A 24,051-nucleotide genomic window follows, 5' to 3' on the forward strand; every position below is an offset into this window, starting at 1 on the left:
AGATCAAAACAGTGTTGGTTAAAAAGCCCTGCGCTGCGTTTCAATGGCGCTATGCCACACGATCACTATTCCACCACAGCACCTGTTCTGATTGAACAGGTTGAGACCTTTATCGTCGACTTGCCGACCATTCGCCCACACCAATTGTCCATGGCGATTATGCAAGGCCAGAGCCTGATGCTGGTGCGCCTGCGCTGCTCTGATGGCAGCGTAGGCATCGGCGAAGGCACCACCATTGGCGGTCTGGCCTACGGCGGCGAATCGCCAGAAGGCATGAAACTGGCCATTGATACCTATTTTGCGCCCTTGCTGATTGGTCAAAATGCCAATGCGGTGCCAGCGGTGATGGCCCGTCTGCACAAAGCCATTCGCGACAACCGCTTTGCCAAGTGCGCGGTCGAAACCGCTTTGTTTGATGCCTTGGGCCATCGCCTTGGCCTGCCAATCTCGCAGTTGCTGGGCGGCAGCTACCGCGACAGCCTACCAGTAGCCTGGACCTTGGCGTCTGGCGATACTGGACGCGATATCGAAGAGGCCGAGCAGATGCTGGCGCAACGGCGCCACCAGATCTTCAAACTCAAAATTGGCCGCCGCAGCGTCGCCCAAGACGTGGCCCACGTTGCCGCCATTAAAAAAGCCCTAGGCGAGCGTGGCCAAGTGCGTGTCGATGTGAACATGGCCTGGTCTGAATTGCAGGCCCGCCACGGACTGGCCGCATTGGCCGATGCAGGTTGTGAATTGGCCGAGCAGCCAGTGGCCTCGGCCGAGGCACTGGCACGTTTACGGGGCCGCTACCCCATTGCCATCATGGCCGATGAATCTTTGGTCGGACCTGGCTCTGCGATGGATTTGGCCCGCGCGCAAGCGGCAGATGTCTTTGCCATCAAGATCGAACAATCAGGCGGCTTGCAGGCTGCGCAGCATGTTGCCGCGATCGGCGATGCCGCCGGCATCGAACTGTATGGCGGCACCATGCTCGAAGGAGCCATTGGCACCATTGCCTCAGCCCATGCGTTTGCCACATTCCGCCAGTTGCAATGGGGCACAGAATTGTTTGGACCGCTGTTGCTGACTGAGGAGATTTTGCAGCAACCACTGCAATACCAAGACTTCCAACTGCGTATTCCCCAAGGCCCGGGCCTGGGCATTGCGCTTGATGAAGAGCGTATTGAGCACTTCAGACGTGACCGCAGCCGCAGCGCAAGCGTGTCCATGGGTGCTACAGCGAACGCCGTTTGATTTTTTTACTTCCCGGCTGCGGGTGTGCAGCACGACTTCCCCACGACTAGAAGGAGACCTCCATGAGTGTCAAGATTTTTGAAACCCAAGAAGTGCAAGATTTTCTGCGCACTGCGGCAGGCCTGACCAATGACGGCGGCAATCCACGCACCAAAGCCATCGTGCACCGCATCATCTCCGACTTGTTCAAGGCGGTGGAAGATTTGGATATCACCGCCGATGAATACTGGGCCGGCATCGCCTACCTCAACCAATTGGGCGCACGCAGCGAAGCAGGTTTGCTCTCGCCAGGCTTGGGCTTTGACCGCTTCCTGGACATGCGCATGGACGCTGAGGACGCAGAGCTGGGCGTGGACAACAAAACGCCCCGCACCATTGAAGGCCCCCTGTATGTCTCTGGCGCGCCTGTAGAGCACGGCTTTGCCCGCCTGGACGATGGCAGTGACACCGACGGCCACTTACTGATCATGCACGGCACCGTTTTCGGCGCCGATGGCAAGCCTGTGCCGGGCGCTCAAGTCGAAGTCTGGCACTGCAACACCAAAGGGTTCTACTCGCACTTTGACCCGACTGGTGAGCAGCAAGCCTTCAATATGCGCCGCACCATCATTGCCGATGCACAAGGCCGCTACAAATTCCAAAGCATTATTCCCAAAGGATATGGCTGCCCGCCCGATGGCCCAACCCAGGCACTGCTCAACCAATTGGGCCGCCATGGCAACCGACCTGCACACATCCACTTCTTCATCTCGGCGGACGGTCACCGCAAATTGACAACACAAATCAACATCGATGGTGACCCACTGGTGTATGACGACTTTGCTTATGCCACACGCGAAGGTTTGGTGCCACCATTGGTTGAGCGCAACGATTCGGCCAGCATGCAAGCACATGGCGTTGATGCCCCATTTGCCGAAATCGTGTTTGACTTCAACCTGACCTCGCTGGTTGACGGCGTAGACAACCAAATCGTGGAACGCGCCCGTCTGTCCGCTTAAAGCGGCTCAGTTCAGCCAGCGACACCACGCACAGACGCACGTTAAAACGCATTACCAGCGTGCCAAGCTGCTTTAGCGGCACGCTGCACTCAGCAGGAGCAATAATGACAGCTTCTCCTACCCTTCATTTTTACAAAGGTTTTCTATGCTTTTCTTGGTTCATATGATTGTCAACATCCCTCGAGATCTGCCTGAAGAGCAGGCTAACGAGATCAAGCTGCGCGAGAAAAACTACTCACAAGATTTGCAGCGCTCGGGCAAATGGCCGCATATCTGGCGTGTCGTGGGCGAATACGCCAACTACAGCATTTTTGATGTTGAAAGCAACGATGAATTGCACACACTGCTGAGCCAGCTGCCCTTGTTCCCATTCATGGAAATCAAGGTCACGCCACTGGCCAAGCACCCCTCTGCGATCTGATTGAGCAGCCAAGACAGGAGCGCACCCATGCCCACCCACTCCGCCAACGCCATCTGTACCGCAGTCAGTGCCGTGTTGCCGCAGCGAACACGTGAGCTGATGCGCCTGTCTTATGTAGTCCATGCTGCCAGGCAAAGCGCAGCACCTGTGGTCACCGTCGTTGGCAAATACAACCACGGCAAAAGCAGCCTGCTCAACGCCTTGCTGGGCAGTGATGTCTTTGCGGTGGCGGATCGGCGCGAGACCGTGCAGTTGCAGCAGCACATGCACGAAGGCGTGGCTTGGCTCGATGCTCCTGGCCTGGATGCCGATGTGGCCGCAGGCGATGATGCCTTGGCAGAAGAGGCCATTTGGCAATACTCTGATATTCGCCTGCTGGTGCATGCAGCCAAAGAAGGCGAGTTAGACCACGCTGAACGGGCTTTGCTAGAGCAGCTCTACCACGATGCCCAGTACAGCCAACGGCAAACCGTGCTGGTGCTGACCCAAATCGACCAAATACCCGATGAAGCCGTTGCGCAGCGGGTGATGAGCGCCTTGGCAGCGCAATTGCAAACACTGGATAACAACTGCCCCCCACCCAGCCCACCCTGGGCATGGCTGGGTGTCTCCGCCACGCGCTACCAGCGTGGCACGCAAGAAGGCAAGCAATTATTGATTGAGAAAAGCGGCATCCCCAGCCTGCAAACGGCCTTGAGCCAGGCCAAGGCTGCCGTGGCTGCGGCACGCCAACACGAATGGCGCACGCTGTTTGCTGCGCTGCAAACCGCTGCCGAACACCACACCCAACAAGCGCAAGCAGATTGGGCTGACGTGCAACAACGCCAGCAGCAACAGCGCCAAGCCTTTGAGCACGACATGGCCGCAGTGCTGCGCAAAGTCGAACACGATCTGCAGCCGGTGCTCAGCAGCGCAGGCGCAGACCGCGCGCTGGAGCCCGATTCATTTGCCAATATGTTCAAAGTCACTGCAGGCAAACAAGAACGCGCACGCCTGCAAGTGGCGTACTCACGCGCCTGCATTGACATTGACGGCGTGCTGATCCGACACGGTGTCACCAGCTTGCCCCCTGCGCAACGCATTGAGGTCGAGAGCCTCAACAGCGTCATCGTGGCAGTGTTGGGCATTTCGGTGAAATTCCGTGACGACTTGCGCGCCCTGTTCAGCCCGGCAGGACAGGCGCGTCTGCAGCGCGAATTTGGCCGCTACTTCTCGCTGTGCGAAGAGCAAACGGCGCTGCAAACCCAGCTCGCAGCGCGAGAGGCCGCTCTGGCCCAAAGCCAGCAGGCCGCTGCGATGCTAGAACAACTGCGCCCACCAGCAGTCGAGCAGGCTGCAGCATGAACCCCACAGACACCGCGCTGCTCCAGCCCCGCCTGCCAAGCGAACAGGCGCTGATGGACTGCTTGAGCCAGCAGGCCAACGCGCCAGCCGCTGCGCCACACCTAAGCAAACCAATCCAGGACCAGCTGTGGGACTGGCAAACACAGTTGCACACGACCCTGGTCTCCCAAGCCCCTGACAGCGGTGCATTGCAAGCCGGCAGCACTCTGGCGGCCCAGTTGGAAAAACTCCTGCAGACGGCCCAGCAAAGCCCCGCAACATGGCACAGCGCCTGGGCTGAGGCACAAGCGACACGGCAATTGGCGGCGAGTTTTGATGCGCCTTTGATGCTCTTGGTATTTGGCAAATTCAACGCCGGCAAAAGCTCTTTGTGCAATTTTTTAGCCCGACGCTGGGCCGCTCAAGGCTGGTCCTGCCGTTATTTTTACTTTGAGCAAGGCCGCCTCATCCATAGCGAGCAGCCACTGGCTGAAGGCGCGACCGAAACCACCGCCCGCATGCAGGGCGTGGTCCTTGGCGAGCAACTGGTATTGCTCGACACCCCTGGACTGCACTCAGTCACGCCAGAAAATGCCGAGCTGACACAGCGCTTTACCGACAGTGCCGATGCCGTACTATGGCTCACCAGCTCCACCGCACCAGGCCAGGTGCAAGAGTTGGACGCGCTGGTGCGCGAGCTGCAACGCCACAAACCTCTGCTGCCCGTCATCACCCGCAGCGACGTTGTCGATGAAGACGAAATCGATGGCCGCATTTGCACGGTGCTGTGCAATAAAACACCCGATAGACGCGCCATGCAGGAGCAGGATGTGGCGCAACGCACGCACGCCAAGCTGCAACAGCTGGGTGTGTCCTGCGATTTGCTGCGCCCCCCTGTATCGATCTCGGTGCATATGGCGCAAACTAGTGCCGGCGATTCTGTACACGCACTGCAAGAGGCGGGCTTTGGTGCATGGTTTGCCGCCCTGCACGCTTTGGCAGAGCCTGCACAAGCCTACAAACAGCGCAAGTCGGCCGAAGTGCTGCTGCACCATATGCAAGAGCAGGTGCTGGCACCCTTGCAAGAGCAAGTGCGCCTGCCGCTGTTGCAATGGATGGATGCGCTGGACGCAGAAACGGAGCGCATTGCGCATCTGCCAGAGACGATCGCTCGCACACTGTGGCGCCAGTTGATGCCCCAAGTGGCCCAATGGATTGCCCAGACCGACGCAGCCCCAGCGCCCCAGGCCCTTGGGAGTGACGCGCACGCAGTCCAGCAGCACATGCCAGCAGCGCGCGCAGAGCACACGCAGCAAGTTTGCAGCCAATTGCAGCAGGCATTGCAAAGCCAACTGCTTGGTTTGTGGCAAACCCATAGCCAGCCTTGGCGCTGCGCCATCAGCGCGCCACCGCTCCTGCCGCAAGAATCGCTTGCAATCGTGCAACGACAAGCGGCATCCGCCCCCAATTGGGCAGAGGCACTCTACGGCCAGCTCGGCCAACTGCTGCAATCGCAGTTGCACCACCCGGATTGGCTTAGTGACTGGCTTAGCCCGCTTGGCCAGACCGCCACGCAGATGCAAGAGCGCAGCGCGCAGTGGCTCGCCCGCCTCGACGCACAGCGCGATGCGCTCACCGATCTGGCACAGCAATTGAGAGCACCGCAGCCCCCAGCACACAACAGGGATGCGCTCTCGCACGAACCACTGGCTGCACCAGCGGCCTGAGTATTCAATCAAGGCACGGCCATCGCCCGCAAGCCTGTAGCCAAGGCTCCCGGGCGATGGCCTTGCCTTTTCCAACCCACCACTATGAGGAGACCTAACATGTCCCATTCCACCCAATGGCCCCAGTGGCTCGCAGCCTGCAGTCTTGCACTGTGCAGCGTGATGCCAGCAGCCGCTCAAGAAGCCTCCACAAGCACTTGGCCAAGCAAAACCATTACATGGGTTGTGCCCTTTCCGCCAGGCGGGGCAATGGATGTCATGGCCCGCACCCTGGGCGACCAGCTCGGGCGAGACCTTGGCCAAACGGTCGTCGTTGATAACCGCCCTGGCGCGGGCGGCAATATTGGCGCGCAGCATGTCGCCAAGCAAGCACCTGATGGCCATACGCTGATGATCACCTCTATCGGCATGGCCACCAACCCGCACCTCTACAGCCAACTCGCCTACGATCCAACGAAGGACTTTGCACCCGTCACCTTGTTAGCTGTCGTGCCCAATGTGCTGGTTGTGCGCGCTGACAACGAAGACCTGTCCTCTGTCAACCAACTCATTGCCAAAGCGAAAGCCGACCCCGGCTCACTCAGCTACGCATCCGCAGGCAATGGCACATCGATCCACTTGGCTGGTGCGAACTTCACCCACCTGACAGGCACAGACCTGCTGCATGTGCCCTACCGAGGCAGCAGCCCAGCAGTGGCCGACCTGCTGGGTGGTCAGGTCGACATGATGTTTGACAGCATCACCTCTGCCAAGCCCTACATTGAAGCGGGCAATTTACGCGCGCTGGGCCTGACCACCACACAGCATTCGAGCGCCTTGCCCCAGGTGCCAACCTTGGCCGAAGCAGGCGTGAGTGGCTATGAAGTCTCCCCCTGGTTTGCCGTGTTTGTACCTGCCGCAACCCCGCAGGCCACCATCACACGCATCCATGACGCGATCAGCCAGGCCATGGACAACGACCAGGTGAAAACCCGTTTTGCCAGCATTGGCGCAGAACCCATCGTCTCCAGCCCTGCGCAGATGGCCGAGCACCTGGACAAGGAAACCCAGCGCTGGGGCGAAATCATCCGCGCAGCCGAGATACGCCTGGATTGAGCCTGTTTGTCTGAGCAGGTGGGCCGATAAGGGCGCCAATGCGTCCCTAAGAACGTGTTTACGATCTTTTTACAGACCGCGTTGGAGCCCAAAAGGATACGGTGCGCGGCAAAAACCGCAGTCGGGCTATCTGCCCGGCGAGGATTTTTAACAAAGCAGCGTGCCTTTTGGACTCCAACCCGAAGGGCAAGGCACAAAAAAGCGCATTGCGGCGTTGCCCGTTTTGCTCATACAGACGTATGAGCGGCAACAGGCGCCTTGCACTGCCACTTTTTTGTGCCTTGCGCGACTGCAAAAAGATCGTAAACACGTTCTAAAGCACAGCCACCTGCGCACGACAAGCAATTGCGCAATGAACCCAGGGAGTAATGCATCCAAAGACCTGAGATCGGGCGATAATTGCGCCCAATCCTATCTTTCTTGCAATTTCCAACTGGTATTTATCGCATGTCCAAACGAATCTCCCTCACCCGCTACCTGGTTGAACAACAACGCGTTGACGGCCTCATTCCCGGCCAGCTGCGCTTGCTGCTGGAGGTCGTGGCACGTGCCTGCAAACGCATCAGTTTTGAAGTGAACAAAGGCGCGCTGGGCGATGCCATGGGCAGCGCGGGCAGCGAGAACGTGCAAGGCGAGGTGCAGAAAAAACTCGACATCATCGCCAACGAAGTGCTGATCGAGGCCAACGAATGGGGCGGCCATTTGGCAGCGATGGCCAGCGAGGAAATGGAAGGCATCTACATCGTGCCCAACCGCTACCCGCAAGGCGAATACCTGTTGATGTTTGATCCGCTGGACGGCTCCTCCAACATCGACGTCAACGTCAGCATCGGCACGATCTTCAGCGTGCTGGAAAAACCTCAAGACCACCCCGGCGTGACCGAGGGCGATTTCTTGCAAGCCGGTGCCAAACAAGTCGCCGCTGGTTATTGCATTTTTGGCCCACAAACCACGCTGGTATTGACCGTGGGTGACGGCGTGTCGATGTTCACGCTGGACCGCGAACAAGGCTCATTTGTGCTGACGCAGGAAAACGTCAGGATTCCTGAGGACACCAAGGAATTCTCGATCAATATGTCGAACATGCGCCACTGGGACCCAGCAATCAAGCGCTACATCGACGAGTGCCTGGCAGGCGAGGACGGCCCACGCGGCAAGAACTTCAATATGCGCTGGATTGCCTCGATGGTGGCCGACATCCACCGCATTCTGAGCCGTGGCGGTATCTTCATGTACCCATGGGACAAACGCGAGCCCAACAAACCAGGCAAGCTGCGCCTGATGTACGAAGCCAACCCGATGGGCTGGTTGATCGAGCAAGCCGGCGGCGCTGCCAGCAATGGCAAACAGCGCATTCTGGATGTGCAGCCCACCCAATTGCATGAGCGCGTCAGCGTCATCATGGGCTCGAAAAACGAGGTCGAGCGCGTGGCCCAATACTACGCGGAATTGAACGAACAGCCATCGGCTTAAAGCGTCGGCGGTCCATCCTGCACCGGCGCGCTCTAAGAGCGTAAACACGTTCTAAGGCGCGCCAGCACCCAGGTTCAGCGCCTGTTCACCATCTCCAACGCGGTCTGCGTCGAGATGATGAACAGGCGCTTACAAAAACCTGGGTGCTTTTTTTATACCCAATACCCGCATACGCCAAGGACTCACAAGCATCGTGAAATAATAGCCACACTATAAGGAGATCCCCAGCAGATGTTGAATAGGCGTACCGTTTTGACTTCCAGCGCTGCGTTGCTTGCCCTCACTGGCAGCGGCGTGCACATCCTTGCTGCTGCGCAAAGCGCAGGCAGCCCATCATCTGCCATCACCATTGGGATGTCGCTCGAGCCGCCGAGTCTGGACCCCTCCGCCAATGCGGCATCATCCGTTGGAGAGATCACGCTCTACAACATCTACGAGACCCTCACCAAAATCAATGCGGATGGCAGTGTCTCGCCGTTACTGGCTGAGAGTTGGGAAGTCTCTCCCGACTTGAAAACCTATACCTTCAAGCTGCGTAAAGAGGCCCGTTTCCACAATGGCGAGCCCTTTAATGCAGAGGCGGTCAAATTCAGCTTTGACCGCGCCAAAGCAGCCAATAGCACCAACAAAGACAAGGCCACCTTCGCCAAGCTCAACACCGATGTGATCGACGACCACACCGTGCGCATCACCAACACCGATGTCGAGCCAGAGCTGCTCTTCATGCTGGGCCAAGCCACAGCCGCCATTGTCGAGCCCAAAAGTGCCGCCAAAAATGCCAGTGCTCCAACAGGTACAGGCCCCTACCAACTGGCGCGCTGGAGCCGTGGCACCTCACTGCAGCTCAAACGCTGGGATGAACACCCGCGTGCCAATCAGTTGCGCATACAAAACGCCACCTTCCGCTTCATCTCCGATCCAGCGGCCCAAGTCGCCAGCTTGCTCGCCGGTGATGTCGATGTATTCCCCCGTGTTTCGCCGCGCAGCGTGCGCCAGTTCGAATCGAACAAGGACTACCAGGTCATTGTCAGCGGCTCACGTGCAAAAACCATTTTGGCCATCAACAACCGCCGCAAACCGCTCAATGATCTGCGGGTGCGCCAAGCCATCGCAGCCGCAATTGACCGGCGCGTCGTCATCGACGGCGCAGGCGACGGCTATGGCGCGGCCATCGGAAGCCACTACGTTCCAGGTGCATTTGGCTTTGTCGACACCACGGGCATCAATGCCTATGACCCAGAAAAAGCCATCCGGCTGCTGCAAGAGGCAGGGGTCAAAACCCCGCTGAAGCTGCGCATTGCGCTGCCACCCACGCCCTATGCGCGCCAAGGCGGCATCGTGATTGCCTCGATGTTGGCCAAAGTCGGCATCGACGCTGAACTCGACAACGTCGAATGGGCCCAGTGGCTCAACAACGTCATGGGCAAACACCAGTTTGATATGACGCTGATCTCGCATGTCGAGCCTTTCGATCTGGGCAACTATGCGAATCCCCAGTACTACTGGGGCTACGACTCCGAACCATTTCAAAAACTGTTTGAGCAAATCAAAACCGCCACACAGCCAGCTGAGCGCGCACGCTTGCTTGGCAGTGCGCAGCGCCAGATTGCCGAGGACTCGGTCAACGCCTTCCTCTACCAGCCGCAATGGGTCACGGTTGCCAATAAAAACGTGCGCGGCCTATGGCGTGACATGCCGGTCTTTGTAAACGACCTCTCCACACTGCGCTGGAGTGGCGCAAACTAAACAGACAGGCAGAAACTGCCAGCAATCGTGTGCATAATGTCTGCAATGCACCACTCAGGCCCACACCGATTGCTCCGCCCTCTTGCACTGCACAGCAGTGCAAGGCTGCATCCAGAGCCGGTGCGCCTTCTTGCCCACCCATTCTTTCAGCCGCCAGCTCCATCCTTGATGGCTGGCGGCTTTGTTCTTTCATGACTTGCGATTGGATTTGATCTCTCATGCCATTGCCTCCAGCCCCCAAAACCCGCGGTGACAAGGTTCAAGCAAGCGAAAGCACTGGTCGCAGTGCCAAGCCCAATGCCAAGAAATTAATGGCAGTCAGCGCCTTGCACAAAAATCCTGCACCGCTCGCAGCGGCAGCGCCTGCGAGCGCCGCTGCCGCAGTTCAAAATCCTGCGCAGACCGGTCCTGCCCAACGTGCACCAGCGCCAGCAGCAGTCCTGCCTGCGCCAAATACCCAACCGGCAGCCAAGTCCAGCGCCCCCACGCCAAGCAGCCAAGCACCGGCGACCAAACAAGCTGCGCCACAAACGCGGCCAGCCCGCACTGAAAAACCAGCACGCAAAAAGCCAGCCGCAGGTTCAACGCGCTTGTTTGTACTGGACACCAACGTGTTGCTGCACGACCCCACAGCCTTGTTCCGCTTTGAAGAGCACGACATTTATCTGCCGCTGATCGTGCTGGAAGAGCTGGACGCGCACAAGAAAGGCACGACCGAAGTGGCCCGCAATGGCCGCCAGGTCAGCCGCAGCCTTGATGCACTGGTTTCGTTGAACAACGGGGACCTCAGTGCAGGTTTGCGCCTGGATAGCACCGGCCAAAAACAGGCCAGCGGCAAACTGCTGTTCCAGACCACACTGCTCGACGAGAGCCTGCCCAAAGCCCTGCCTCAAGGCAAGGCCGACAACCAAATCCTGGGTGTTGTGCATGCGCTGCAAAAGCAGTTCGCACCACGCGAGGTCATCCTGGTCTCCAAAGACATCAATATGCGCGTGAAGGCACGTGCATTGGGCATGGCTGCCGAGGACTACCAGAACGACAAGGCGTTGGATGACGATGAGTTGCTCTACAACGGCGCTTTGGCACTGCCTGACAACTTCTGGCTCAAGCAAGGCAAGAAATTAGAGAGCTGGCAGTCCCAGGGCGATACCTACTACCGTGTGCATGGCCCAACGGTCCAGTCGATGCTGATCAACCAATTCGTTTATTACGAGTCCCCTGGTGAGGCCGGCCTCTACACGATTGTTGAGGAGCTGCAAGGCGACACGGCCGTGCTGCGCACACTGCGCGACTACACCAGCCCCAAAAACAATGTCTGGGGCGTCAATGCCCGCAACCGCGAGCAGAACTTTGCGCTCAGCTTGCTGATGAACCCGAACATTGATTTCGTCACCCTCACCGGCACAGCCGGCACCGGTAAGACCTTGATGGCCTTGGCCGCGGGCCTGACGCAGGTGCTGGACGAGCGCCGCTACAGCGAGATCATCATGACGCGTGCCACCGTCAGCGTCGGCGAAGACATCGGTTTTCTGCCTGGCACCGAAGAAGAAAAAATGGGTCCATGGATGGGCGCGCTTGACGACAACCTGGAGTTTCTCAGCAAGGGCACTGGCTCTGGCGGTGAATGGGGACGTGCGGCCAGCAACGACCTGATCAAAAGCCGTATCAAGATCAAGAGCATGAACTTCATGCGTGGGCGTACCTTCCTGAACAAGTACGTGATCATTGACGAGGCGCAAAACCTGACGCCCAAGCAAATGAAAACACTGATTACGCGTGCTGGGCCAGGCACCAAAATCATTTGCATGGGCAACCTGGCGCAGATCGATACGCCCTACCTGACCGAAGGCTCATCGGGCCTGACCTATGCGGTTGACCGCTTCAAAGGCTGGGCCCATAGCGGCCATATCACGCTGGCACGTGGTGAGCGCTCACGCCTGGCGGACTTTGCCAGCGACGTGCTGTAAACAAGGATTTGGCGGGCTATTTCCCGCTGCCATGCCTCTGCCACACTCTGCCCCATACGGGGCAGTTTTTTTTGTACAGCTCGCTCAATCGCCACCCGCAATCCGATGGGGCCAACAGCCAAAAAGGCCTTTGCGCGATGCCTGTGCGGCCTTGTTTCTGTGCGGCCCTTGTCTCTACTCGGCAATGCCTTCCATACGCAGCGCGAGATGCGCATGGGGCCCGCCCAATGGGCGCGAAAACCACTGGTGCGCATGTCCTCTTTTTTGGCAAGAAGCGTCATGCGTTTGGCCATGGCATATGCCGTCTGGTGTTAAAGAATTTGGCGCTCGTGCACAACAAACGCCGTGATTTCAGATAAAAACGATTGCGCATGCGCCATCGTGCGAAGCCCTGCCTCCGAGTTGAACGCGGCTTCAAGCGCAGTGGTGTCTTTGAACCACATCTCGACAATCCCATCAATCGGCAGCGCATCATGGCCACAGAGATGCCCTTTCACGCGCTCTCGGCTCACCACATAGTTTTGTCGATACGCACTCACGCCTGCCATTTGGCGAACCAATTCACCATGGACAGCCCATTCACGGCGAAAGTCCGCCTCCCCCATCGAGGGCAGGCGGGTAATGATCGACATGCGCTTGAGCAGTTTGGCGCGCACATCCGCTGCAGGGACGGGGATCACTTCGGTCTGCTCAGCCGTAACAATGTGCAGATCACCAAGAAAGTGCTGCTCATCGCGGATCAGCCGCGCAGCAAAATCGCTGTGAAGAAAAGCCTGGTCCGACTGTTTGCCATCGTCGAAAGACAACTGAGAAAAGCCATCCACATCCCATGCCCCGCGCGCAAATGCAATGCCACGCTGCAGTTTGTCCACCACGGCGTTTTGCCAGTACGCACGCAAATCGGGGGCTCGCTTGGCCAATGCGCCATGCTGGTCACGCCAATAGGCATCAAATGCAGACAATGACCAATCCGGTTTTTTGTAAATCAACCCCATGCGTACTGTCATGCTCTGTGTCCTTTCAATCGTTGGAAGCCGCCAAAGCCTCAGTCGCTTGGGCTTGGGCTTGGGCTTGGGCTTTTCTAAGCCCGGGTGCTCGTTTGGCCAGCCATACCCCATGGTTGACAGGCCAGCGCTGGTAGGCCGGATCAACGCCAAGCGCGGCCGCCGCATGGTGGGCCCAATAAGGATCGAGCAGCGCCTCTCGGCCTATCGCCACCAAGTCCGCCTTCCCCTCTTGCAGCACCGCTTCGGCCTGGCTGGCGCTGACAATCATGCCGACCGCCTGGGTGCGCACCTTGGCCTCATGGCGAATGCGCTCTGCATAAGGCACTTGAAACCCCAGTCCACGGGGCACAGGCAATGCACGGGTCTCTTCGGTCAAGCCACCAGACGAGCAATCAATCACATCGACCCCCAGTCGTGCCAACTCTTGTGACAGCACGACCGAGTCGTCAACATCCCAGCCGCCAACACTCCCGTCGACCACGGAGAGTCTGCAAAACAGTGGCTTGTGCGCGGGCCAGACCGCTCGAACCCGTGACGCAATCGCCAGGGCAAGCTTCATGCGGCTTGCACGGTCGCCCCCCCACTCATCACTGCGGGCGTTCGATGCGGGCGATAAGAAGCTGGCCACCAAATAGCCATGGCCAAAGTGCAGTTCTACGACATCGAATCCGGCCTGGTCTGCGCGCTGCGCGGCAGCCACAAAATACCCGATGACTTTCTCAATTTCAGCCGCATCCATCGCCACCGGACTAGACCAGGCGGGCCCCGCAGCAATCGCACTTGGGCCAAGCCGGCTCCATGGCTCAGCATCTTCGGCCATAGCCGCTTCAGCCAGTGCGGCCCCGCCCTCCCACAAGGGCTGGCTGCCTGATTTGCGCCCTGCATGGGCCAACTGCACGCCGATTGCAGCACCATGGGCATGCACAAAATCGACAATGGCTTTGAGTGGCGCGATCTGAGAGTCACGCCACAAGCCCAGATCAGCCACGCCAATGCGCCCTCGTGGCTCAACGGCTGTGCTCTCCGTCAAAATCAGGCCCGCACCTCCCAACGCAAACTTGCCCAGGTGCACCATATGCCAGGGCGTTGCGTGCCCCCTGTCGGCAGCATGCTGGCACATGGGTGAGATGGCGATGCGGTTCCTGAGCGTTACATCACGCAGCTGCAGTGGCTGAAACAGTAAAGGGAGAGAAGAGCTCATGTGTGGCAAAAAGTATCAAAAGTTAAATCGTGAATGGGGCGTGCATTGGCCTGCGTCGCTGTGGCCATTTGGCCTGCCTGGTGTCAGGCTGCATTTGGGCCTCGTTGCCGCATCGCCCCCGAGAATAAAAAACCAAGCATCAGCAGTCCAAGCCCAGCAACACCAAATACCAACGAGGGTGTGGATTGCTCGATCAGCCAAGAAGCGGCCGCTATACCAAGCGATTGCCCCAGAAAAAGGCAGCAGGCAAACATCGCAACAGCTGTTGCTCGATGTGCTGGTGCCATTTGGGTTGCGTTGACTTGCAGCGTGTTGTGCAAGGCATAAAAGCCAAATCCTGCGCACAAGCAAGCCACAGGAATGGCATACCAAGACGGCGTCACAGCCATAGCCATGAAGGCCAGGCCAGCGCAAAGACCACCGATTTTTGCGAGTCCAGCCGCTTGGCAACGCCGCACAAGTCCGCCGGCGACACGGCTGAAAATCAAACCGCCGATGCCATAAAAAACCACCAATAAGCCTGCAGCAGAAGCCGTCAAACCGAATCGCAGCTGCAAATAGCTGGGAATGAATGCGAGCGCGCTGAATGCAAACGCTCCTTCCATGGCGGTCACCAGCAACACGACTCTGGCCCATGGGCGCTGCAGCACCGCGCAATACACGTGCCTGCCCCCCTGCGATGGGCGGGCAGCCGGAGTGCACCGGTGCCCACCCGCTTTGAATAGCGCCACTGCAGCAACGCCAAACACCATGGCCAGCAAGGCCAGCGCCCAGCGCCAGCCCAGCGCATCGGCTGCCACTGCCCCCAGCCACTGACCGCTCATCATGCCGAAAACCGTCGCGCCCAAGAGTTTGGCCAGCACCACCTGCCGCGCCTCGTAGGCGACCGTGTCGCCAATCCAGGCCATCGCCAATGGAATAATTCCTGCAGCAGTGGCCCCGGCAACGCAGCGCGCTACAAGCAGCCAATCAAAATTGCTGGAGACTGCCGACCAGGCATTGCTCAATGCACAGGCAAGCGTGGCAAACGCAATCATGCGCAGCTTGCCATAGTGATCCCCCATAGGGCCGTACACCAGTTGCGAGACGCCATATGCCAGCGCAAAGCCCCAGATGACGCTTGACGCCTCGCCCGTAGAGAGATGAAATTCCTGTGCGAGCTGAGGCAACATGGCATCGCAGACACGCATGGAGGCCATGCTCGTAAAAGCACAGCCTGCGACCACTACAAATAAAGATTTTTTACTGCTCACCATCTCGACGCAGCCGCGTTGAGGCCCCAAAGGATGCAATGCGCGGCAAAAAGCGCATTCAAGATCTGTACGGGCGCCTGGCCAAAAGATGAAACTGGCACGCCAGCCCGCAAGGCCGCCGCCTCAGAACGTGTTCGAAGCGGGCAGCCCGATGGGCTGCCTTATGCGGCCATTAGCCCTCAAGGCTCTTCCACATCTCTATGTCGCGCTCAGCGGTCCATATGCGTGGGTCAGGATATTGGGTCACTTCGTCATAGCAGCGGGTGACATCAAATGGCATGCAATGCTCAAAGATCACCCAATGTCCGTATTTGGGTTGCATCGCAGCAAAAGTATCCTGGTAAACACCGCGCAGGTCTTTGCCAGCAGCCACACCTTTTTGCACATTGCTATAGATATCGGCAATGAATTCGCGTGTCTCAGAAATGCCTTTGGCGATATCTGCAGGCGTTGTCAGTGCAGGCCCGCGACCTGGCACCAATGCTTTGGCTTGCATGGCCGCAAGTCGGTCCAAGGTATGCGGCCAATCTTTGAAGTAGGCATCGCCAGCGTAAGGTGTGGCACCAAACTCGACCAGATCACCCGAGAGCAGCGTGCCTTCGCCCGGCAACCAGACGATCGTATCGCCCTTGGTATGGCCGCGCCCAATTTGCAGCAACTGCACCTCGAGCTTGCCCAGCCACAGCGTCATTTTTCCTGTGAAGGTCTGCGTTGGCCAGGTCATGCCAGGCGGTACAGTTTCCACATTGCTGAACAGACGTGGGAAACGGCCAATCTCACTGGCCTTGTCCTGCTCGCCTCGCTCAACAATCAAATCGTAGGTGTCCTGGCTGGCAATGACTTGCTGCGGCTGGTAGGCACTGGCGCCCAACACGCGCACCGCATGGTAGTGCGTCAGCACCACGTATTGGATCGGCTTGTCCGTGACCTCGCGGATACGGCGAATCACATCTGCAGCCATGGCAGGCGTTGCCTGTGTATCTGCAACCAAGACCGCATCATCACCAATAATAATGCCGGTATTCGGGTCCCCTTCAGCGGTGTATGCCCAAGCATGCTCGGAAATTTGGCTGAACGTGACGTTTTTTTCTTCTAAGTCTGCCTGACTGGCGAATTTTTTGACTTCGGTCATTGCGACCTCCTTGGTTAGTCGGTTGGAATAAAAAATTAATGCGAACCCAGGTAGGCCGCCTTGACCTTGGGGTCATTGAGAAGCGCTTTGCCAGAGCCTTCCAACGTGATGCAACCGGTCTCCAGTACATAGGCACGGTCAGCAACGCCCAACGCCTGCCTGGCCATTTGCTCAACCAGCAAAATCGTCAGACCAGACTGGCGCAGTTGCCGAATCGCAGCAAAGATGTCTTTGATGACCAGTGGTGCCAGGCCCAGAGAGGGTTCATCCAATAAGAGCAATTTCGGCTCACTCATCAGCGCGCGTGCAATCGCCAGCATTTGCTGCTCGCCCCCTGACAAGGTGCCAGACAACTGGTTCTGCCGCTCTCGAAGGCGCGGAAAGCGCGTGAATTCACGCTCGATCGCTGCCTCGATTGCGCCTGCATTGCCTCTGCGCGTGTAGGCGCCCAGCAGCAGGTTTTCACGCACGGTTTGGTCGGCAAAAACGCCCCGGCCTTCAGGCGACATCGCCACCCCCAGGCCCACCCGCTTGTGCGAGGGAACCAACGTGCAATCCTGGCCGCCAATCAAGACCTGACCTGCCTGGATAGGCTCCAGGCCGGCGATGCTTTTGAGTAAAGTGCTTTTGCCCGCACCGTTGGCACCAATGATGGTCACGACCTCGCCTTCGCGCACTTCGAGGCTGACGCCTTTGACCGCCTCGATAGCGCCGTAGGACACTTTGACAGAGTTGAGTTTGAGCATCGCTGGGTCCTTAGGCTGTGGCATGTATCTCAGACGCGTCTGGCTCGTCATCTACACCCAGATAGGCCTCGATGACGCGTGGATTGGCTTGTACCTCGACAGGCTTGCCTTCGGCGATCTTGGTGCCGTAGTCGAGCACAATGACGTGGTCAGACACAGACATCACCAGATCCATGTGGTGCTCGACCATCAAAATGCTCACGCCACACTGGCCTATACGCAGCAGCAGCTGCCCCAGCTCCGCGGTTTCCTGGGGATTGAGGCCTGCTGCAGGCTCATCGAGTAATAACAGCTGAGGCTCGGTGGCAAGCGCACGCGCTAGCTCTACGCGGCGCTGCAGGCCGTAGGAAAGACTACCTGCCGGATGCTCGCATAAATGGGACAATCCAACCAATTCAAGCAACTCCAGTGCTCGGGCCTGGGTGATGGCCTCTTGCTTTAACGCACCAGGCAGTCCAAGCAAAGAGCTCACAAAGCCATTGCGCATTCTGGTGTGATGCCCAAGCATGACGTTATCGAGCACGGACAAATCCGCAAACAGGCGCAAATTCTGGAACGTGCGTCCCATGCCCATGCGGCAAATCTCGTGTGCAGGCTTGTCTGCAATCTCTTGCCCCAGGAACTTGATCGAGCCTGAGGTCGGTGCCACCACGCCGGTCAGCATATTGATCATCGTGCTTTTGCCTGCGCCGTTGGGGCCAATCAAGGCGTGGATATGGCCGCGCTGCAAGCAAAACGACACGTTCTGAGCCGGCTTGACGCCGCCATAAGCCTTTGTTACCCCTTCAACGACCAGCAAATCGCCACTCGCAACAGGTCCTATACGCGTTGTTTTTGGCGTCTCGCCCGTGCTGAGGCGCTGTTTTTTAGGCTTGCGCTTAAAGCATGTTTGCAGCGCGCCAGTGACACCACCGGGCATTGCATACAGGGCAAACAGCAACAAAAAACCGTATAAAAAATGCTGTGCGGATGGCCAGCGTGCCAGCGCAGCATCAATCGCAGTCAACACAATGGCGCCAACCAGCGGGCCATACATCGAACCTGCACCACCAAACAAAACCAGCAGCAAAATGAAAATCGACAAATGGAAGGTGATGAAGTCAGAGTTGATGTATTGGTTCTGCTGTGCAACCAGCGCACCAGCAATGCCACAGGTGACAGCCGCCACCACAAAAGCGATCACTTTGGCGCGGTAGACACGCACCCCAACCGACGACGACGCAATCTCATCGGCCTGCAGCGACAACAGCGCCCGGCCAAATCGGCCATGCAACAAATTGCGGATCAACACGTGCGCAACGGCGCACAGCACGACAGCAAACCAGACCCATTGCTGGGTTGTTAGTGGCTGCTCATTCCAGCTGATGGGCCGAATGCCATAAATGCCTTGCGCACCGCCAAACACCTCGGTCCACTCGCCCACAAGCTTCTCAACCACAATGCCAAAAGCCAGCGTAACCATCGCGAGGTAAGGCCCTTTGACCCGCAAGGAAGGCAAGGCAATCAATACACCACAAAGCCCAGCAATCACCGCCGCCAGCACGAGGGCCCACCAAGGACTGATCTCGGTTTTGGTGGTCAGCAACGCCACCGCATAAGCGCCTGCGGCAAACAAACCGGCCTGGCCAAGCGACTTTTGTCCCGCGTAACCCACCAGGACATTCATGCCGACGGCACACAGGTAGTAAACACACATCATGAAAATGATGCGCAGGTAGTAGTCATTGCTGAGCAATGACGTGGCTGCGATCACAGCGGCCGCTACCAGAGCGACATCCAGAGTATTGATTACGCGACTCATACCTTCTCCACCATGGGCTTACCAAACAGGCCTGTAGGGCGGAAAGCGAGCACCAGAATCACCAGCGCAAACACCGCCACCTCGCGCCACTGTGCTTGCCACAAATTGACCATCGACTCCAGCACGCCAAGCGCAAAGCCACCAATGACACAGCCGCGTGGATTGCTAAGCCCGCCAATCATTGCGCCCGAGAATCCCTTCAGGCCCACGGCCAGGCCCATGAACAAAGAGGCCTGCGCGATAGGGGCGAGCAAAAACCCGGAAAGACCTGCCAAGGCCGAGCTGACCACGAATGCGCCCACCATCACAGCATTCGTGTTAATTCCCATCAGACTGGCAACCTGGCCATTTGCAGCGACCGCACGCATGGTTTTGCCCACCATGGTGCGGTTCATTACCCAGTCAAACACCAGCATGATGAGCACTGCGACAGCCAAAGTCAGCAACTCTTGCGGGCGCACACCGATGCCGAAGAATCGAATCACCTCATCGCCAACAGGGCCGGGCACAACAACCGGCTTTGGCCCCCAAATGGCCAGGCCAATGCTTTGCAAGATGACCCCAAAGCCCAGGGTGCTCATCACCCACGCCATGCCAGGGCGCCCAGCAAAAGGGCGCACACCCAGCCAGTACAGCAACCAGCCAAGCAAGCCCATCACCCCCAGCGTGACCAGCAAAGCGATCAGCTGCGCGCCAGCGCCTGGCAGCAAAGTGCCAAAGCTAGAAGAAGTAACAGGCAGGCCCAGCATCAGAAAGAGCGCGCTCATGCCGATGAAAGCCCCGGCAGACACGAACTCGCCATGGGAGAAGTTCAGTGTCTTGGTGGTTGTAAAAGTAATGCTAAAACCCAGTGCGACTAGTGCGTATGCTCCGCCCACAGCCAAGCCACTGAGCATCGCCTGTAACAGCGGCTCAATCATTGTTATCTCCAAGAATTAGTGGGGCAGGCAAGAGCCGCCCCAGGTGTGTGCCGAACCTTATTGCTTGAAGTCGGCCGGAACCAGCGCGTTCACGATGGCATCCGTATACGGTTGCAACGAACCATCCTGCCAGCGAATCCAGACCAGGTCTTGGGCTGTCAAGGCTTCGTGATTGGTTTTGCTAAACGGCTTCTCGTAGGTCTTTAACATGCCTTGCACGGGCGCTTGCAAATCTTCAAGCGCCAATCGCACCGCATTGCCTTCAATGCTGCCCGCTTGCTTCACAGCAGCGGCATACAGCTGGATAGAGTCATAGCCATGCAAGGCAAAAGAAAATGAGCCAGGCGCTTTCAATTGGCTGCCGATGCGCTCAAACAGTGCCTGTTGCGCTGGCGTGCGGTTCTCGCTCACGGTGCGCATGAAAATTGGCTTTTCTGCCAAGGTTTTACCTGCTGCATCGTAGAACGTGATGTTGTCAGCCGCCCACGAGGTCAGCACCAACGGAAAGTAATCAATCTTCTCCATGCTGCGCACCAACTGCGCAATCGGTGTTCCCTGTGCCCACACCACCACGGTATCCACACCAGCGGACTTCATTTTGCTCAGTTGCGACGTCATGTCTGTATCGCCCACAGCAAACTTTTCAGTGGCCGCAATCTGAATACCTTGCAGCTTGGCAAGCGCTTCCATGTCCTTTAAGCCCCCTTGGCCGTAACCAGTGGTCTCAGCCATCAAGCCGACGACTTTGGATTGGGCTTCGTTCTTTTTGACATAGGCCATTAAAGCCGCCACCTGCTCGCGGTCTACCATCGAGACACGGAACATGTAGTTGTCAGCGCCAGCAGCCATCGGCTTGGTGATCTCAGTGCCAGAGGCGACGTTGCCAATGACAGGCACCTTTTTTTGGTTGGCAATGTGCTTCCACGCCATCGCATTGCCAGAGTTGGTAGGGCCAAACACCGCAGCGACTTTTTCACTGTCAACCAGCTCACTCATGTTTTGGATCGACTTGGGCGGCGCAGATGTGTCGTCCCTGCTCACCAACACGATTTGTCTGCCCAGCAAACCACCGCTTGCATTGAGATCAGCAATAGCCGCCTCCATGCCCAAGACCGCAGCTTGGCCACTTTGTGCAGATGGCGAAGCCGACAAGTCACCGTTGTAGCCCAGCTTGATATCCTGTGCATGCAAGGCAGCTGCTGCGAAAAAACAGGCTGTCAGAATGCTGCGTTTGAAGAGCGAGGTGTTGCTCATGTTTGTCTCCATTGTGATTTATTCAACTTGCGAAGAATTTTGGGTTGCGTGCTTGGACAATGAGTGGCCTAAGCGGCTAAAAATCCACCATCGATAGGAAGCGTCACACCGGTCACATAGCTGGCCATCGCTGAGGCCAAAAATACCACCGGGCCAACCAATTCCTCGGGTTGGCCAACGCGCGCCATCGGCGTGCGCAGCATGAATTTGTCCAGCCGTTCAGGGGCTTCTCGCGTGTAAGAAGTCATCGGTGTCTCAATCACCCCTGGGGCAATGGCATTGACCCGAATACCGTCTTTGGCCAGCTCCACGGCCATGGCTTGCGTCAGCAGCTTCACCGCTCCTTTGGAGGGCGAATACCCCACCACGTTTGGGATGCCAGTCGTTGACGCAATCGAGCCGACATTGATGATGACGCCGCGTGTTTTTCTCAGTGCGCCCAGCCAGGCATGGGATGGCAAAAACGTCCCCATCACATTGACATCCAGTGTGCGCTGCAGATTGGCAGCCACATTCGGACTATCCAAACCTTCGCGCACAATGATGCCTGCGTTATTCACCAGGATGTCGATGTCGCCCACTTCGCGCGCAACGACCATTGCCAATGCATCGCAGGCCTGGCCTGCGCTCACATCCAGCTTGTAGGCATGGCTGGCGCCGCCTGCTGCACGAATCTCCTGGGCGACCAAGTGGGCATTGGCCTCATTGATATCGGTGATGACCACCGTCGCTCCGGCCATTGCCAAGCCTTTCGCAATCGCTTTGCCATTGCCTTGCCCGGCCCCTGTGACCAATGCAATCCGGCCACCGAGCACTTGCGGCGCCATCTGCTGCGTTACTTCCATTGCTATTCCCTTGTGTTGTATGTGACCGCCTGGCTTGGCAGGCCAGCCTGGATCTACTGTGGTTAGCCTGCAGTGGGCAAATTGGGCTGCTTGGCCAAGGCTTTGCCAGCCACATAGCCAAAGGTCAACGCGGGCCCCAGCGTAATCCCTGCACCAGGGTAATTGCCGCCCATCACACTGGCCGCATCGTTGCCAACCGCGTAAAGCCCGGCAATAGCGTCTCCATGCTGGCTCAGCACCTGGCATTGCGCATTGGTCTCCAGACCAGCAAATGTGCCAATCTCACCCACCACGACCTTGAGCGCATAGAACGGGCCCTGCTCAATCGCGGCCATGCAAGGATTTGGCGCAACCAAAGAATCCCCTTGAAACCGGTTGTAGGCAGTACTGCCCTTGTTGAATTGCGTGTCCTTACCGGTGGCGGCATCGCGATTGAACAACTGCACGGCCTCTTGCAATGCCTTGGCAGGCACGCCAATACTTTGCGCCAGCTCTTGCACGCTCTTGCCACGCTTGAGATAGCCGCTGCGCAAATGTTTGCCAATCGGCAAAGGAAATGGTGCGACAGCGCCCAACCCATACTCACGCAAATGTTTGTGGTCGCAAATCAGCCAGCAAGACACCTCAGGCAGGCCAGCACAGGCTTTGACCAGGTCTTGAATAAAGTCGTGGTAGGACAGCGCCTCATTGGTGAAGCGCTGGCCCTTGGGTGTGATCGCGATCACGCCTGGTTTGGCTCGGTCAATAAAGTGTGGCATTACGCCTTGGGAACCATCTTTGCGCTGTGTGACCGAGGTCGGGCACCAGGCCGCCGCGTTCGGAATCGACGCATCGACCCAGCCACCAACCGACTCACCAAGACGCAGCCCATCACCCGTATTGAGCGGTGGCGATGGCGTGAAATGCTCTTTGCCTGTAGGCGCATGGGGAAACAACTGCTTGCGACGCTCAATGTCATACGGGAAGCCACCACAGGCAAGCACCACCCCTTTGCGCACACGCACCTCGACGGGCTTGCCCTCGCGCACCACAACCGCCCCCGTCACGACATTGTTTTCAAGCACCAGCTTGGTGACCGGCGCATCAAGCCAGACCTCGACCTTGAGATCCATGCCCGCCTTGGCAAGACGCCCTGCCAAGGCATTGCCATTGGTCAAGGTCATGCCTCGCCCATGGCGCAACACATCTGCAAAATGTCCGCCAAAGCGTTTGGCCACGTACCAGAATGATTCAAGCGACTTGAACGCGCGCAGAAAATGCCACAGTTCCTTGCCCGAGCCAAGCATCATTCCAAATACCGTCAGCTCCGGCACGGGTGGTGCCAATTGCGCAATGCGCGGGCCCAGTTCACGCGCATCAAAGGGGCGCGTCACCATTGAGCGTCCACCTTGCTGACCGCCAGGCGCTTCGGCGTGGTAGTCCGGAAACACCGGCGGCATATCAAATTGCACACAGGTTTTTTCTGTAAAGAAATCAATCGCCTTAGGGCCATTTTCCAAAAATGCATCCACTCTTTCCGCATTGAAATGCGTGGTGGTTTCATGCTGCAAATACGCACGCGCAGCACCTGCTGGCTCATGAATGCCCTGCTCTTTGGCCAATTTGGTGTTGGGAATCCACAGCCATCCACCCGACCTTGCTGTCGTACCTCCATAGAGCGAGGCCTTGTCCACCACCAAAACCTTCAGCCCTTCATAGGCTGCAGTAATGGCTGCAGACATTCCTGATGCGCCAGTGCCCACCACCAACACATCGTATTCACTACCCGACTTACTCATTGCCCGTTGCTCCTCATTTCAGTGACCACTTCACCAAGAAGTGGCATTAGTATGACACTAATCTATTTGTTCAAGACTAATTATTTACCCTAATCAAACGAAGATGATAAAATCGAAAAATTAGG

19 protein-coding genes are annotated in these 24,051 nt (G+C 57.8%); 9 read left to right on the forward strand and 10 right to left on the reverse strand.

Annotated elements, in window-relative coordinates:
* Window positions 1-51: 51 nt before the first annotated feature.
* From E8K88_RS02020 to E8K88_RS02060, 9 genes are all read left to right on the forward strand, one after another.
* Window positions 52-1,239, forward strand: coding sequence for a muconate/chloromuconate family cycloisomerase (locus E8K88_RS02020; RefSeq protein WP_136404976.1), 1,188 nt, complete (start codon window positions 52-54; stop codon window positions 1,237-1,239).
* Between the two features lie 62 nt (window positions 1,240-1,301).
* On the forward strand, window positions 1,302-2,237 hold the full coding sequence (gene catA, locus E8K88_RS02025) for a catechol 1,2-dioxygenase (RefSeq protein ID WP_136404977.1): 936 nt from the start codon (window positions 1,302-1,304) through the stop codon (window positions 2,235-2,237).
* A 145-nt stretch (window positions 2,238-2,382) separates the two neighbouring features.
* On the forward strand, window positions 2,383-2,658 hold the full coding sequence (gene catC / locus E8K88_RS02030; protein ID WP_136404978.1) for a muconolactone Delta-isomerase: 276 nt from the start codon (window positions 2,383-2,385) through the stop codon (window positions 2,656-2,658).
* 27 nt (window positions 2,659-2,685) lie between these two features.
* Window positions 2,686-4,002: a GTPase gene (locus E8K88_RS02035; RefSeq protein ID WP_136404979.1), complete on the forward strand. Its 1,317-nt coding sequence runs from the start codon at window positions 2,686-2,688 to the stop codon at window positions 4,000-4,002.
* Window positions 3,999-5,708: a dynamin family protein gene (locus E8K88_RS02040; protein WP_240754273.1), complete on the forward strand. Its 1,710-nt coding sequence runs from the start codon at window positions 3,999-4,001 to the stop codon at window positions 5,706-5,708. The genes E8K88_RS02035 and E8K88_RS02040 overlap by 4 nt, the downstream gene beginning before the upstream one ends.
* A gap of 99 nt (window positions 5,709-5,807) precedes the next feature.
* A complete protein-coding gene (locus tag E8K88_RS02045) occupies window positions 5,808-6,803 on the forward strand; it encodes a Bug family tripartite tricarboxylate transporter substrate binding protein (protein ID WP_136404980.1) in 996 nt (331 codons plus the stop codon).
* 447 nt (window positions 6,804-7,250) lie between these two features.
* Window positions 7,251-8,276, forward strand: coding sequence for a class 1 fructose-bisphosphatase (locus E8K88_RS02050; RefSeq protein WP_136404981.1), 1,026 nt, complete (start codon window positions 7,251-7,253; stop codon window positions 8,274-8,276).
* A 231-nt stretch (window positions 8,277-8,507) separates the two neighbouring features.
* A complete protein-coding gene (locus E8K88_RS02055) occupies window positions 8,508-10,022 on the forward strand; it encodes an ABC transporter substrate-binding protein (RefSeq protein WP_136404982.1) in 1,515 nt (504 codons plus the stop codon).
* A gap of 218 nt (window positions 10,023-10,240) precedes the next feature.
* Window positions 10,241-11,989, forward strand: coding sequence for a PhoH family protein (locus E8K88_RS02060; protein WP_136404983.1), 1,749 nt, complete (start codon window positions 10,241-10,243; stop codon window positions 11,987-11,989).
* A gap of 311 nt (window positions 11,990-12,300) precedes the next feature.
* Here the strand turns inward: E8K88_RS02060 and E8K88_RS02065 are convergent, their stop codons facing one another.
* The 10 genes from E8K88_RS02065 to E8K88_RS02110 form a co-directional block, all read right to left on the reverse strand.
* Window positions 12,301-12,996 (reverse strand): EthD domain-containing protein, encoded by a 696-nt coding sequence (locus E8K88_RS02065; protein ID WP_136404984.1) that lies wholly within the window; start codon window positions 12,994-12,996, stop codon window positions 12,301-12,303.
* Between the two features lie 13 nt (window positions 12,997-13,009).
* Window positions 13,010-14,197 carry an NADH:flavin oxidoreductase/NADH oxidase gene (locus E8K88_RS02070; RefSeq protein WP_136404985.1) on the reverse strand — a complete coding sequence of 396 codons (1,188 nt, stop codon included), beginning with the start codon at window positions 14,195-14,197 and terminating at the stop codon, window positions 13,010-13,012.
* 83 nt (window positions 14,198-14,280) lie between these two features.
* A complete protein-coding gene (locus E8K88_RS02075) occupies window positions 14,281-15,453 on the reverse strand; it encodes an MFS transporter (protein ID WP_136404986.1) in 1,173 nt (390 codons plus the stop codon).
* Window positions 15,454-15,622: 169 nt separating this feature from the next.
* Window positions 15,623-16,582, reverse strand: coding sequence for an MBL fold metallo-hydrolase (locus E8K88_RS02080; RefSeq protein WP_136404987.1), 960 nt, complete (start codon window positions 16,580-16,582; stop codon window positions 15,623-15,625).
* A 35-nt stretch (window positions 16,583-16,617) separates the two neighbouring features.
* A complete protein-coding gene (locus E8K88_RS02085) occupies window positions 16,618-17,328 on the reverse strand; it encodes an ABC transporter ATP-binding protein (RefSeq protein ID WP_136404988.1) in 711 nt (236 codons plus the stop codon).
* Window positions 17,329-17,338: 10 nt separating this feature from the next.
* A complete protein-coding gene (locus tag E8K88_RS02090) occupies window positions 17,339-19,129 on the reverse strand; it encodes a branched-chain amino acid ABC transporter ATP-binding protein/permease (RefSeq protein ID WP_136404989.1) in 1,791 nt (596 codons plus the stop codon).
* Window positions 19,126-20,049 carry a branched-chain amino acid ABC transporter permease gene (locus E8K88_RS02095; protein ID WP_136404990.1) on the reverse strand — a complete coding sequence of 308 codons (924 nt, stop codon included), beginning with the start codon at window positions 20,047-20,049 and terminating at the stop codon, window positions 19,126-19,128. Before E8K88_RS02095 ends, E8K88_RS02090 begins: the two co-directional genes overlap by 4 nt.
* A 57-nt stretch (window positions 20,050-20,106) precedes the next feature.
* Window positions 20,107-21,303 carry an ABC transporter substrate-binding protein gene (locus tag E8K88_RS02100; protein WP_136404991.1) on the reverse strand — a complete coding sequence of 399 codons (1,197 nt, stop codon included), beginning with the start codon at window positions 21,301-21,303 and terminating at the stop codon, window positions 20,107-20,109.
* Between the two features lie 68 nt (window positions 21,304-21,371).
* Window positions 21,372-22,148: an SDR family NAD(P)-dependent oxidoreductase gene (locus tag E8K88_RS02105; RefSeq protein ID WP_240754274.1), complete on the reverse strand. Its 777-nt coding sequence runs from the start codon at window positions 22,146-22,148 to the stop codon at window positions 21,372-21,374.
* 62 nt (window positions 22,149-22,210) lie between these two features.
* Window positions 22,211-23,926, reverse strand: coding sequence for an FAD-dependent oxidoreductase (locus E8K88_RS02110; protein WP_136404992.1), 1,716 nt, complete (start codon window positions 23,924-23,926; stop codon window positions 22,211-22,213).
* Between the last annotated feature and the right edge of the window lie 125 nt (window positions 23,927-24,051).

The organism is Lampropedia aestuarii (assembly GCF_004803635.1).
In the GTDB taxonomy this organism is placed as follows: Bacteria; Pseudomonadota; Gammaproteobacteria; order Burkholderiales; family Burkholderiaceae_C; genus Lampropedia; species Lampropedia aestuarii.